Consider the following 12,844-nt stretch of genomic DNA (forward strand, 5'->3'; position numbering starts at 1 on the left):
ATGACCACGATTGCCGATTTCACTGTCACCACCAACCGCAGCGAAACACTCGACCTCAAGGACAAGCTCGGCACCGTGCTGCTGGTGGTCAACACCGCGAGCAAATGCGGTTTTACCCCGCAATATGACGGGCTGGAAAAGCTGCATCAGCGCTATCAGGATCGCGGGTTTGAAGTGCTGGGCTTTCCCTGCAACCAGTTCGGCGGGCAGGAACCGGGCAATGCCGATGAAATTGCGGAGTTCTGCAAGGTCAATTTCGGCGTCACTTTCCCGCTGATGGCCAAGGTGGATGTCAACGGCGCGGGCGCATCGCCGCTGTATGACTGGATGAAAACTTCGGCGAAGGGCCTGATGGGATCGACCGCGATCAAGTGGAACTTCACCAAGTTTCTGGTGGGCCGCGATGGCAAGGTGGTCAAACGCTACGGTCCGACCGACGCGCCCGAACGGATCGCCAAGGATATCGAAAAGCTGCTGTAGGCATATCTTCGTCATTGCGAGCGCCGCGTTTGCAACATGAGATGCCAGCTTTCGCTGGCACGACGACCATGAGTTTCCTGTGGAAGTCGCCCTTGGCGCTGGCAGCCTGTTTGCGCATAGTCGCATCATGGCTTTTGCTCCATTTGTCCCCTTGCGCGTGCTCTCGTCCTTCTCGATGCTCGAAGGGGCAATCGATCCCAAGGACATTGCCAAGCTGGCAAAGGAACGCGGCTTTCCCGCCATCGCCATCTGCGACCGCAACGGGCTTTACGGGGTCATGCCCTTCGCCGCCGCGTGCAAGGCCGAAGGTGTGCAGCCGATCATCGGCGCATTGCTGGGGGTGGCGCGCGAAGGGGTGGCAGGATCGGACGCGCGCAGCATCGATTACCTCGCACTGCTGGCGCAGGATGACGAAGGCTATGGCAACCTGTGCCACCTGGTATCGCAGGCCCACCTTGATCGCCCGCTGGAGCTTGACCCGCACGTTACGCTTGCCGATCTTGAAGGGCATACGGGCGGGCTGATAGCGCTGACCGGCGCGGGAGAGGGCGGGCTGACCCGGTTGCTCGCCGATGGGCAAGCCGAAGCGGCGGCGCGGCTGGCCACGCAGTTGGAGGCATTGTTTCCGCAGCGGCTCTACATCGAACTGGCGCGGCACGGTGATCCGGTGTGCGAACGGGCAGAAAGCGCGCTGATCGATCTTGCCTATGCGCGCGATCTGCCGCTGGTTGCCACCAACCCCGCCAACTTCGCCGAACCGCACATGCACAAGGCGCATGACGCGATGCTGTGCATTGCCCATTCGACCCAGATCGAGGCCGAGGATCGCCCGCGTTCCAACCCGCAGGCTTTCGTCAAATCGGCCAGCATGATGGACGAGGCCTTCGCCGACCTGCCCGAAGCGACCGCCAACACGCTGGTGATTGCGCAACGCTGTGCCTTCGCGCCGCCGTATCGCAAGCCGATCCTGCCGAGCCTTGCAGGCGACCTGTCGGGCGAAGCGCGGGCGCTGGCGGAGGATTCGCGAAAGGGGTTGGAGGCGCGATTGGCTGCCTATCCAGACCTGCCGGCCGAAGATCGGCAGGTCTATTTCAACCGCCTCGAATTCGAAATCGACGTGATCGTGAAAATGGGCTTTCCCGGCTACTTCCTGATCGTGGCCGATTTCATCAAATGGGCCAAGGAACAGGGCATTCCGGTGGGGCCGGGGCGCGGGTCTGGCGCGGGTTCGGTAGTCGCCTGGGCGCTGACTATCACCGATCTCGATCCGATCCGGCTGGGGCTGCTGTTCGAACGTTTCCTCAACCCCGAACGCGTGTCGATGCCCGACTTTGATATCGACTTTTGCGAAACCCGGCGCGGCGAGGTGATCCGCTATGTGCAGGCCAAATATGGCAGCGATCACGTCGCGCAAATCATCACATTCGGCAAGCTGAAGGCGCGCGCGGTGCTGCGCGATTGCGGGCGTATTTTGCAGATGAGCTATGGTCAGGTCGACCGCCTGTGCAAGATGATCCCCAACCACCCGACCGACCCGTGGCCGCTACCGCGTGCGCTGAACGGGGTGGCGGAGTTCAAGCGCGAATATGATAACGACAAGGAGGTGAAACGCCTCGTTGACCTCGCCATGCAATTGGAAGGGATGCCGCGCAATTCATCGACCCACGCGGCGGGCGTGGTGATCGGGGATCGTCCGCTGGCGCAACTGGTTCCGCTCTACCGCGATCCGCGATCCGATATGCCGGTGACGCAGTTCGACATGAAATATGTCGAATCCAGCGGGCTGGTGAAGTTCGACTTCCTCGGTCTCAAAACCCTGTCGGTGCTGCGCAAGGCGGTTGATCTGCTGGGGGAGCGCGGGATCAGCATTGATCTGGGGGCGCTGCCGCTGGACGATCCGGCGGTCTATAGCCTGATGCAGACGGGCAATACCGTGGGCGTGTTCCAGCTGGAATCCGAAGGGATGCGGCGTACGCTGAAAGCGGTGAAGCCGACCAATTTCGGCGACATCATCGCGCTCGTCTCGCTCTATCGCCCCGGCCCGATGGACAACATTCCGCTGTTCGGTCAGCGCAAAGCGGGCGCGGTGCCGATCGAATATCCGCACCCCAAGCTGGAAGGCATTCTGGCCGAAACCTACGGGATTTTCGTCTATCAGGAACAGGTGATGCAGGCCGCACAGGTGCTGGCGGGCTACTCGCTCGGCGATGCCGACCTGCTGCGCCGCGCGATGGGCAAGAAGAATCAGGCCGAAATGGACGTCCAGCGCCAACGCTTCATCGAAGGCTGCCGCGAGGTGTCCGGCATTGAGGCCAGACACGCCAACGAGCTGTTCGATTTGATCGACAAGTTTGCCGGCTACGGCTTCAACAAATCCCACGCCGCCGCCTATGCGCTGCTGGCCTATCAGACGGGTTGGCTCAAAGCGCACTACCCGGAAGAATTCTACGCCGCGTCGATGTGTTTCGACCTGCACCAGTCGGACAAACTGAGCGTGTTTGTCGATGATGCGCGACGCTACCCGAACGGCAATGGCGGGGTTGAGGTGTTGCCGCCCGATATCAACGCCAGTCAGGCGCGCTTTACCGTTGAACAGACCGATCACGGTTACGCGGTGCGCTATGCGCTCGCGGGCATTCGCAATGTCGGTGAAAAGGCGATGGAAGCGATCGCGGCGCAGCGGCAGGCGGGCGGGGCCTTTGCCAGCATCAAAGACCTGTTCGAACGCTTGCCGCAGGGCAGCATGAACCGGCGGCAGCTGGAAGGCCTGATTTGCGCGGGCGCGTTTGACGGCCTCGAACCGGATCGCGGACTGCTTTATGCCAATGCCGATCTGCTGGTGGCGGTGGCTGATGCCGCTTTGCGCGAACGATCAAGCGGGCAGGCGGCTTTGTTCGGCGGCGAGACGGCGGCGGAGGAGGATTTGCGCCTGCAATCCGCCCCCGCGTGGAGCCGGGCAGAGCGCATGGCGAAGGAGCGTGAGAATTTCGGCTTTTATTTCTCCGCCCATCCGGTGCAGCAATATCGCGATGTCGCCTCGGCCAATGGCGCGCGCACTTATCAGAGCCTGATGGAAGCAGGCGCGCCGCCGGGCGGGCGCGGCACAGCGGTGATGGCGGCGCTGGTCGAAGGCATCACCAAGGCGCGCACCCGCAAGGGCGGCACCTTTGTGCGCGCGGATTTTTCGGATTCGTCGGGCCAGTTTTCCGCCGCCTGTTTTGAAGAGGCGCTGGTGCCGCAGTTTGAACGCTGGGGACAGGAAGGCGAATGCCTGCTGCTGACGGTCGAGCTGGATGCGCCCAACCCTGATGAGCCGCCGCGCCTGACCGTGCGCGGCGCGCGGCCCCTTGCGGCGGTCAGCGGGGCGACGGCGATGCAATTGACCGCCGATATCGCCAGCATTGAGGCGCTGCTTGAACTGCGGATCGAACTCGATCTTGCGCAGGAACACCAGCGCAGCGGCAGCGGCAGCGGCGAAGTGGTGGTGCGCCTTGCGCTGGCGGCGGACGGCCATGCGCAGGTGCGGCTGGGCGGCGGGTTCTGGCTGAATGGTGAACTGGCGGAGCGGCTGGCGGCGGTTGAGGGGATCGACAATGTCGCGCTGGTGCCATTGAAGGGCAAAGCGCGGCTGCGGCTGGTGGCGTGAATTCCACGCACATCGCACGGCCGGGGGCGCAAACCGCTCGTCACCGGCGCGATGGCTACGTTGGATGATTGCCAAGCAGCCCAGTGATGGGCATTGAATGGCCATGATTCACCAAATTTGACGCAATTAATTGCGCTATTGAGGGAGAGAGACAGCGATGGCCGGATCAAGGCTTGGGGCAATGCAGGACTGGACGATGCGGGTGACGGCGGTGATCGATCACGCTGCCCGTGAAGCGCCAACGCGCGAAATCGTTACCCGCTGGGCCGACGGCAGCGTCACCCGCACCGATTGGGCCGGTATCCGCCGCGATGCGTTGATGATGGCCCAAGCGTTGCAGGCGCTTGGCCTCAAACCGGGCGACAAGGTCGCGAGCCTCGCAATGAACCACGCGCGCCATCTGGTCAGCTGGTATGGCGTCGCAGGCATGGGCGGGGTGCTGCACACGGTGAACCCGCGGCTGTTTGACGATCAGCTCGACTATATAGTCAACCACGCCGAAGACCGGGTGATGTGTTACGATGCGGCGTTCCAGCCGATTGTCGACCGTATGAAATCGCGCTGGCCGATGGTTGAACATTACATATGCTACGATAGCGGCGATCACGCCCCGGCGTTTGAGGATTGGATCGGGGCGCACGATGGCGTCTTCGAATGGGTCAGCGGGGCAGAAAGCGATCCTTGCATGATCTGCTATACCTCCGGCACCACCGGCAATCCCAAGGGCGTGCAATACGAACACCGCTCCACCGTGATGCACGCCATGGCCGGGCTGCAACCATCGGCGTTCAATTTCTCCAGCGCTTCGGTGATGCTGCCCGTGGTGCCGATGTTCCACGCGGCGAGCTGGGGCTTGCCCTATGCGGGCGCGATGGCGGGGATAAAGTTCGTGTTTTCGGCGGTCAATGATCCCGCCGTGCTGCACGATCTGATGCTGCGCGAAGGTGTGACCGATTCTGCGGGTGTGCCGACGGTGTGGCTGGCGCACTTTCAGTATTGCGATGCCAATGGCCTCGACCTGCCGCCGTTGAAGGCCGCCACCATCGGCGGATCAGCCGCGCCCAAGTTCATGATCGAACGGCTTTTGAAGTGCGGCATCCGCGTGCAGCACGCCTGGGGGATGACCGAAACCAGCCCGATCGGCACGGTTGGCGGGCCGACCTGGGATTGGGACAGCCTGACCCTTGAACAAAGGATCGAAAAGATCGCGATGCAGGGCCGTCCGATTTTCGGGGTGCAATTGCGCACCGTCGATCTCGACGACATGACCACCGAACTGCCGCGCGATGGCCAGACCAGCGGCGCGCTGCAAATTCGCGGGCCGTGGATCATCAAGCGCTATTTCAAGGCGGAGAAGGACGCGGTTGGCGATGATGGCTGGTTCGATACCGGCGATGTCGGCATCCTGCACCCTGATGGCACCCTGCAACTGACCGACCGCACCAAGGACGTGATCAAATCGGGCGGCGAATGGATCAGTTCGGTCGAGCTGGAAAATGCCGCCTGCGGGCATCCGGCGGTGGCTGAGGCGGCCTGCATCGGCATCAGCCACCCAAAGTGGGATGAACGCCCGGTGCTGTTCGTGGTCAGGAAGGCTGGCGCGGACGTCACCGGCGGGGAGATCATCGAGCATCTGAAACCGATTGTCGCCAAGTGGTGGCTGCCCGACGCGGTCGAATTCGTCGACGACATTCCGCACACCGCGACCGGCAAGATTTCAAAGAAAGACCTGCGCGACCGATTTAGCGATTACATCTTGACGGAATAGATCCTGATCTCTCCTCGTCATTGCGAGGAGCGTAGCGACGACGTAATCCATGACGCTTCGCTACGTCTGACCGGTTCATGGATTGCCGCGCAGCCGTGCGGCTGCTCGCAATGACGAAGGAAATGATTTGACCAACGTAACCTATATTGACCCATCACCCGCCAATTTCGCCGCGTTCAAGGATCTGCCGCGTGATGAGCCGATTGCGATGCTCAACCTGCTGCTTTACCGCGACCATGCCGAATATCCGGAAGGCCACGAACATGCGGGCAAGGGCTGGAGCGGACGGCGCGCCTATCAGGAATACGGCAAAACCAGCGGCCCGATCTTTGCCCGCGTCGGCGGCAGCATCGTGTGGCGCGGCACGTTCCAGACGATGGTGACTGGCCCGGATGACCGCGTCTGGCACGATGGCTTTATCGCGCAATATGCCAATGCGGGCGCGTTTTTCGATATGATCAAAGACCCGGATTACCAGCTGGCTGTGGCGAACCGCACCGCCGCGCTGGCAGACAGCCGCCTGATCCGCTTTGCACCGGGCAAGGTGGGTGCGGCGTTTGGGTAAGGGGCAGGCGTTAACCCTTCGCGCTGCCTAATCCGCGCCAGCCCAATCCCTCATCCCAGCGAAAACTGGGTTCTCAGCGCTTAAACCGCGTCATTAGCGTTCCAGCAGCGCAGACCGCACCGCTTGCGCTTGCGGAAATTCCGGCCAGCGACCCTGCGCCAGCGCGCGGCGGCTGGGGGATGGCGCTCCGGCAGCGCGCTCATACATCCAGTAATTGCGCATCACGATCGCAACATAGCCGCGCGTTTCCCAATAGGGGATCGATTCCATCCACAATAGCGGATCGTTCTGGTCGTTGATCTCGGAATTCCAGCGCGCCACCGGGGTCAGGCCGGCATTATAGGCGGCCATGATCTTGGGCAGTGTTCCGCCGGTTGCAGGCGAATCGCGCAGCATTTCAAGATTGCGCTGGCCGAATGCCAGGTTCACTTCGGGATCGTCGAGATTGACGTAGGACGCGCTCATATTGAGGCGCGGTGCGTGTTGGCGCACGGTGATCGGGGTGATCTGCATCAACCCGCGCGCATTGGCGGGGCTGACCGCAGTGGCGCGGAAATTGGATTCCTGCAGCGCGTGGGCAAAGGCGAGCGAGGGATCGACCTGCCAGCCATCTACCGGTTGCCAGCGCGCTACCGGGAACCGCAGCGATGGATCGCTGCGGGTGCCGTAAGGCGCGTTGTGCGCCATGAACAATTGTGTTGCGGGCATCCCCAATTCGCGCGCCAGCCGCGACAATGCGGCAAACTGGCTGGCAGGGCCGATCCGCGCTTCGTGGCGCAGCACCTCATCGGCGAGCGCGGGGCGGCCAATCTCGGCCAGCGCCACTGCCACGCGGATATTGCCACGGCGGGCCAGCTGTTCCCAATCGGTGCGCTCGAATGCCTGCGGCGGAGCGTGGGCGGGCAGTTCAATGCCAAGCTGATCGGCGGCGAGCATCCCGTAGAGCGTTTCGTCCATCTGCGCGGCCGCGGAAAGGTGCTGCTGCGCCTGTCCCGGTTCGCGGCAGCGCACAGCTGCGCGGTGCGCCCAGTAGTGGCCTGCGGCGGCAAGTTCGACATTCGAGGCGCGCGATGCGGTGCGGGAAAATGCGTCCCCGGCGAGCGAGCAATGGCCCAACCGCCACGCGGCCAGCCCTTCGACCCACGCGCCTTCAGCCACCCATTCGCCCGAACCTTCGGCAACGGTGCGTGCCAGTTCGAGCGCGGCAGCGTCATCATTCTCGATATAATGGCTCCACGCCACGCGCTGGCGCCATTCGGCGCGGGCATCGCTGGAGAGTTGCCAATCCGCTTCGGCCAGCAGGCGCTGGGCTTCGGCGGGATTGTCAGCCTTGATCGCTTCAAGGATTGCCGATGCGGTCGCGGCGGCCATCGTGCCATCGTTCACAGTGCGCGGCAGGATCCGTTTTGGCGCATAGGGTTGGCGGGCGAAGCCTTGTTCAGGGGGAAGCGCGGGCAGGTATTCGACCCCGCGCTTGGCCCCCATCCGCACCAGCTGATCGGCCTGCGGCAGTTCGACTCCGGCGGTGAACCACGCAGCGATCTGTTCGGGCGAAATTTTGGGACTATTGGCGTGGGTGTAATATTCGGCGCGGGCAACCTGCGTCAGAACGCCATCGGGGCGCTGTGCCAGCAGTTCTTCAACCACGCTCCATTGCTGGGCATCAATCGCCGCGAACAACTGGCGGTAATGCGCGCGTTCTTCCTGCCCAAGCACCGCTGGAAGCGCGCTTTCGCCGCGCGTCTGATTGCCCCATTGTGCGACAAGGCTGCCCGATTGCGCCTGTGCGGCGACCGGCAGAGCCAGCCCCGCCAAGGCAATTGCCGCAAATCCGGCGCGCTTGCGCATTAGTTTGAGGCTGACCATTCCATCCATCTCTTCCAGAATCGGGCTTTGAGCCGGGGCATATCCATCATGGCATCAAGCGTTTCACTGACCATGACCGGGGTCTTGCCACCATTATGGTTGATTTCACGTAAAGGTTGATCGTCTTGCGGGCCAAGCATCGGTGCAAGCCCGGTGCCCAGCACCAGCAAGCGTTGCGGCGCGGCGCGCGCAATGTGATGCGCCAGCACCGCGTCCATTCCGCCAGCGGCCAAGTTGGCCAGATCGGCCATCGGTGTGTGGCAGGGCAGGGCAGAGGCAATGTAAGTCGCGCTGTCATCCAGCCCCATCGCGGCCAGAATATTCGCCAGCAAGCGGCCCTGCGGCCCTTGCAGCAGCACGTCGCGGTCGTGTTCCTCGGGCTGCGGCACCAGCACCATCAACGCGGCGCCGGAATCGCCGCGCGGCGCAATCCGGGGATAAAGCCCGCCGGTATCGAGTTCGGGCGATTCCAGCCACCACTGGCGAAACGCAGCCAGATCAGCGGGCGGCGAATCGCCCAGCAGGTTGCGGCGCTGAGCCACCGGGGCGGGGGCGGGCGAGGGGACAATCCGTTGCGGCGCCATTTCATGCCCGGCGGGCGAGGGCGCGGTTCGCTGTGCGCCAGATAACGCAGCGCCCGCTGTCGCAGCCGCTTCCAATGGCGCGTCTGCCAACCACGTCGTAGCGTCATCGGCAAAGTCACAGTCCACCCCGGCCGCGCGCCACCAGGCGAGCGATGCGTCGAATTCGCGTGCTAGAGAGGGGGCCGGTTGGGTCATGCTGATGAAGGCAGGTCTTGACTGTCCCATACCCAGTTAGCAAGTGGGTCATAAGATCAATTCGCCGGAGTGTGCGGCGGGCGCGCTCAAAGCATCAGCAAACAGGAAAGCCCCATGACGACACGTGAATCAATGCCCTGCGACGTCGTGATCGTCGGCGGTGGCCCGGCGGGACTGGCATCGGCGATCCGACTCAAGCAGATCAATGCTGAGCTTGAGGTGATCGTGCTGGAGAAAGGCTCGGAAATCGGCGCGCATATCCTGTCGGGCGCGGTGGTCGATCCCAAGGCTTTGGACGAATTACTGCCCGAATGGCGTGAGCAAGGCTGCCCGATGGCGGAAACCCAGGTGACCGACAATTGGCACTGGGCTTTGTCCAAGACGGGCAAAACCGCCATCCCGCACCTCATCATGCCCTCGTTCCTGTCGAACCACGGGTGCTACACGGGGTCGCTCGGCAACATGACGCGCTGGCTGGCCGAACAGGCCGAAGGGTTGGGGGTGATGGTGTTCCCCGGCTTTCCCGCTGCCGAGGTGATGATCGACGAAGAAGGCCGCGTCGCTGGCGTCATCACACAGGACATGGGTATCGCCGCTGATGGCAGCCACAAACCCGATTACACCCCCGGCATGGAAATCCACGCCAAGTACACCCTGTTTGCCGAAGGCGCGCGCGGGCATCTGACCAAGCGAATGAAGGCGCGTTTTGATCTTGAGGCAGATTGCCAGCCGCAGATCTATGGCCTCGGCATCAAGGAATTGTGGGACATTGATCCGGCGAAGCACAAGCCGGGTCGGGTGATCCACACGCAGGGCTGGCCGCTGTCGGAGAGCGGCAGCAATGGCGGCGGGTTCCTCTACCATCAGGCCAATGGGCAGGTGGCGCTCGGCTTTGTGACCTGGCTCAACTACAAGAACCCGTGGGTCTCGCCCTATCAGGAATTCCAGCGCTGGAAGCAGCACCCAGCGATCCGCGAATATCTCGAAGGCGGTAAGCGCGTCAGCTACGGCGCCCGCGTCATCAATGACGGCGGTTGGCAGTCGATCCCCAAGCTCGCTTTCCCCGGTGGTGCGCTGATCGGCTGCGCGGCGGGCTTTGTGAACGTGCCGCGCATCAAGGGCAGCCACACCGCGATGAAGAGCGGGATGCTGGCGGCCGAAAGCGTCGCTGCGGCGATCGCCGCGGGCCACGAGAAGACCGAGCTCACCGATTACGAGCCTGCCGTGCGCGGCAGCTGGGTTGGAGACGAGCTTCAGAAGGTCAAGAACGTTCTCCCGGCGATGGAGAAGTACGGCGATGACATCGGCACGCTGCTCGGCGGGATCGACATGTGGATGCGCCAGCTCAAGATCGGCCTGCCGATCACAATGAAGTTCCACGCCGATCACGAAATGACCGGCCGCGCCGATCTTTATCCCAAGATCGACTACCCCAAGCCGGATGGCGTGATCACCTTCGATAAGCTGACCAACGTCGCCTATAGCTACACCAACCACGCCGAGGATCAGCCGTTGCATTTGCAGGTGGCGGACTTAGGCTTGCAAAAGGCGAGCGAGTTGGCGGTGTTCGGCGGCCCCTCGGCGCGTTACTGCCCGGCGGGGGTGTATGAATGGCTGGAGGAAGCTGACGGCAGCCCCAAGTTCCAGATCAACTCGCAGAACTGCGTCCACTGCAAGACCTGCGACATCAAGGACCCCAACCAGAACATCAACTGGGTAACGCCTGAGGGCGGCGGCGGGCCGAACTATCCGAATATGTGATCGTGAGCGCGTTCCAACTCCATCGCGTTTGGCTGCTGGCGTTCCTTGGAGCGATGCTCGGCATGTTCGTGCTCTCGATGTTGATCAGCCGAGGGAGCAGTGCTGACCAATTGCTCGTGCCGACCGCGATCTTTGTCCTTTTCTGGTTTGTGGCGCTCGTGTCGCTCTTCGGGCTCGCGGTATCGGCGAACCGGCTCGCCAAGGAGCTCGGCGTCTGGAAGCATGAGGCCCCACTTCCGCTCCTCTATGCCGTAGGACTGGGCGCCTTCTACTCGGTGTGGCTTGACAGGAAGGCCAGCCAGTCAGGCCCATCGCTCGGCGACTGACGGTGGCTCTGACCGAAACCGCCTACGCCAAGATCAACCTCGCGCTGCATGTCCGCAGGCGGCGGGAGGACGGCTATCACGACCTCGAGACCCTGTTCGCCTTCGTCGATGCGGGCGATGTGCTGAGCGCCGCGCCTGCCGCCGCCGACAGTGTCACCACGCTCGGCGAGTTTGCGGGTGGGCTCGACAATCCCTTCGACAACCTCGTTGCCCGCGCCTTGGGCGCCCTGCCGCGCACTCAGGGCCTTGCGGTGACGCTGGAGAAGAACCTTCCCGTTGCGGCTGGCCTTGGCGGCGGGTCGGCGGATGCGGGGGCGGTGTTCCGAATCGTCGAAGCGCTGCACGGCTTGCCGGACGACTGGCAGGCAAAGGCCGCAAAACTCGGCGCGGATGTACCTGCCTGCGTGCTCAGCCGCACCCATATTGGTCTCGGCACCGGCACCGAGCAGCTTGCGGTCGAGGACGACCATGCCGGAACCCCCGTCCTGCTGGTCAACCCGCGCGTGCCGCTGTCGACCGGGCCGGTGTTCAAGGCGTGGGATGGTGAAGACCGGGGCGCGCTGCCGCAAGGCCCCGCCTCAAAAATCGCGCTGGAAGGGCGCAACGATCTCGAAGCCCCGGCGATTTCGCTATGTCCGGTGATCGCCGAGGTGCTGGCGGCCTTGCAGGCAACCAAGCCGTGGCTCGCGCGAATGTCCGGTTCTGGCGCGACCTGTTTTGCGCTGTATGAGACCATTACAGTCCGCGATGCGGCGCGGGCGGCCATGCCCGCCGCGTGGTGGACGATGGCGGGACGGCTGCGGTGATTTTCCGCAAATCCGTTCGCCCTGAGCTTGTCGAAGGGCCGTCCTTGCTTGAAAGCCACTGCCTCCGCAAAAGAATTGCAGTGCTTCGACAAGCTCAGCACGAACGGGGGTTGGGTTTGTGACTTTGCCCTTCCGCCAACGCGGCACGCCCACCCCCGGCGGGATCGTCTGCGTTGCCGACCATGCCAGCAACCATGTGCCGCAAGGCATTGATCTCGGCATCCCTGCGCGCTTGCTGGAAGACCACATCGCGGTTGATATCGGCACCGAAGCCATTGCCGAACGACTGGCACATACCCACGCCATCCCCGCACACATCGCCGCCATCAGCCGCCTCGTGTGCGACCTCAACCGTGAGGAAACCGCGCCCGGCCTTGTCCCCGACACCAGCGACGGCCACCCGATCCCCGGCAATATCGGCGCGGATCGCAAGGCAAGGCTCACCCGCTTCCACCGGCCCTATCACACCGGGCTGGAGCAATGGCTGGCGGCGGCCGAACCGGCGCTGATCCTCTCTCTCCACAGCTTTACCCCGCAGCTTGCCTCGCGCGAAGAGGCGCGTCCGTGGCAAGCTGGCGTGCTCTACAATCAGGACGACCGCGCCGCGCGCATCGCCATCCCGCTGCTGGCGGAGCGAGGACTCATCGTGGGCGACAACCTCCCTTATTCGGGCCGTGATCTCAATTACACCATGAACCGCCATGCCGAATTGGCGGACAGGCGCTATCTTGGTATCGAAATCCGGCAAGACTTGGCCCGAACCCCCGCAGACCACGCCCGCTGGGCCGCGTTGCTCGCCGATCTTGCGCAAAGGGTTGCGTCGGCGCTCACCTGAAGGCAGGGGAAG

At 63.3% G+C, this 12,844-nt stretch carries 10 protein-coding genes; 8 read left to right on the forward strand and 2 right to left on the reverse strand.

Annotated elements, in window-relative coordinates; genetic code table 11:
• The 4 genes from ABIE62_RS05930 (at position 1) to ABIE62_RS05945 (ending at position 6,459) form a co-directional block, all read left to right on the forward strand.
• Positions 1 to 480, forward strand: a complete 480-nt coding sequence (locus ABIE62_RS05930) for a glutathione peroxidase (protein ID WP_354324371.1) — start codon at positions 1 to 3, stop codon at positions 478 to 480.
• 127 nt (positions 481 to 607) lie between these two features.
• Complete coding sequence (gene dnaE / locus ABIE62_RS05935; protein WP_354324373.1) at positions 608 to 4,126, forward strand: DNA polymerase III subunit alpha; 3,519 nt, start codon at positions 608 to 610, stop codon at positions 4,124 to 4,126.
• Positions 4,127 to 4,283: 157 nt separating this feature from the next.
• On the forward strand, positions 4,284 to 5,894 hold the full coding sequence (locus ABIE62_RS05940; protein ID WP_354324374.1) for a long-chain fatty acid--CoA ligase: 1,611 nt from the start codon (positions 4,284 to 4,286) through the stop codon (positions 5,892 to 5,894).
• A 127-nt stretch (positions 5,895 to 6,021) separates the two neighbouring features.
• Entirely contained in the window at positions 6,022 to 6,459 is a 438-nt protein-coding gene (locus ABIE62_RS05945) for a DUF1330 domain-containing protein (RefSeq protein ID WP_354324376.1), read from the forward strand.
• Between the two features lie 93 nt (positions 6,460 to 6,552).
• On the opposite strand, the gene ABIE62_RS05950 is transcribed toward ABIE62_RS05945, so the two are convergent.
• Both ABIE62_RS05950 and ABIE62_RS05955 read right to left on the reverse strand, forming a co-directional pair.
• A complete protein-coding gene (locus ABIE62_RS05950; RefSeq protein WP_454184796.1) occupies positions 6,553 to 8,325 on the reverse strand; it encodes a lytic transglycosylase domain-containing protein in 1,773 nt (590 codons plus the stop codon).
• The gene (locus ABIE62_RS05955; RefSeq protein ID WP_354324380.1) at positions 8,307 to 9,134 is read right to left on the reverse strand and encodes a uracil-DNA glycosylase family protein; all 828 of its coding nucleotides are present in this window, start codon (positions 9,132 to 9,134) and stop codon (positions 8,307 to 8,309) included. The genes ABIE62_RS05950 and ABIE62_RS05955 overlap by 19 nt, the downstream gene beginning before the upstream one ends.
• A gap of 84 nt (positions 9,135 to 9,218) precedes the next feature.
• Here ABIE62_RS05955 and ABIE62_RS05960 point away from each other — a divergent pair, with 84 nt between their 5' ends.
• From ABIE62_RS05960 to ABIE62_RS05975, 4 genes are all read left to right on the forward strand, one after another.
• The gene (locus ABIE62_RS05960) at positions 9,219 to 10,865 is read left to right on the forward strand and encodes an electron transfer flavoprotein-ubiquinone oxidoreductase (RefSeq protein ID WP_354324382.1); all 1,647 of its coding nucleotides are present in this window, start codon (positions 9,219 to 9,221) and stop codon (positions 10,863 to 10,865) included.
• A 2-nt stretch (positions 10,866 to 10,867) separates the two neighbouring features.
• Positions 10,868 to 11,191, forward strand: coding sequence for a hypothetical protein (locus tag ABIE62_RS05965; protein ID WP_354324383.1), 324 nt, complete (start codon positions 10,868 to 10,870; stop codon positions 11,189 to 11,191).
• A gap of 2 nt (positions 11,192 to 11,193) precedes the next feature.
• Positions 11,194 to 11,997 (forward strand): 4-(cytidine 5'-diphospho)-2-C-methyl-D-erythritol kinase, encoded by an 804-nt coding sequence (locus ABIE62_RS05970; RefSeq protein ID WP_354324384.1) that lies wholly within the window; start codon positions 11,194 to 11,196, stop codon positions 11,995 to 11,997.
• A 118-nt stretch (positions 11,998 to 12,115) separates the two neighbouring features.
• Positions 12,116 to 12,832 (forward strand): N-formylglutamate amidohydrolase, encoded by a 717-nt coding sequence (locus tag ABIE62_RS05975; protein ID WP_354324386.1) that lies wholly within the window; start codon positions 12,116 to 12,118, stop codon positions 12,830 to 12,832.
• The last annotated feature ends 12 nt before the right edge of the window (positions 12,833 to 12,844 follow it).

This window comes from Porphyrobacter sp. MBR-155 (genome assembly GCF_040547625.1).
In the GTDB taxonomy this organism is placed as follows: Bacteria; Pseudomonadota; Alphaproteobacteria; order Sphingomonadales; family Sphingomonadaceae; genus Erythrobacter.

Excerpts from the sequence above, each read along its gene's own strand:
- ABIE62_RS05950 (WP_454184796.1), bottom strand. The coding sequence starts at position 8,325 with ATGGTCAGCCTCAAACTAATGCGCAAGCGCGCCGGATTTGCGGCAATT.
- dnaE (WP_354324373.1), top strand. The coding sequence starts at position 608 with ATGGCTTTTGCTCCATTTGTCCCCTTGCGCGTGCTCTCGTCCTTCTCG.
- ABIE62_RS05940 (WP_354324374.1), top strand. The coding sequence starts at position 4,284 with ATGGCCGGATCAAGGCTTGGGGCAATGCAGGACTGGACGATGCGGGTG.
- ABIE62_RS05955 (WP_354324380.1), bottom strand. The coding sequence starts at position 9,134 with ATGGGACAGTCAAGACCTGCCTTCATCAGCATGACCCAACCGGCCCCC.
- ABIE62_RS05960 (WP_354324382.1), top strand. The coding sequence starts at position 9,219 with ATGACGACACGTGAATCAATGCCCTGCGACGTCGTGATCGTCGGCGGT.
- ABIE62_RS05930 (WP_354324371.1), top strand. The coding sequence starts at position 1 with ATGACCACGATTGCCGATTTCACTGTCACCACCAACCGCAGCGAAACA.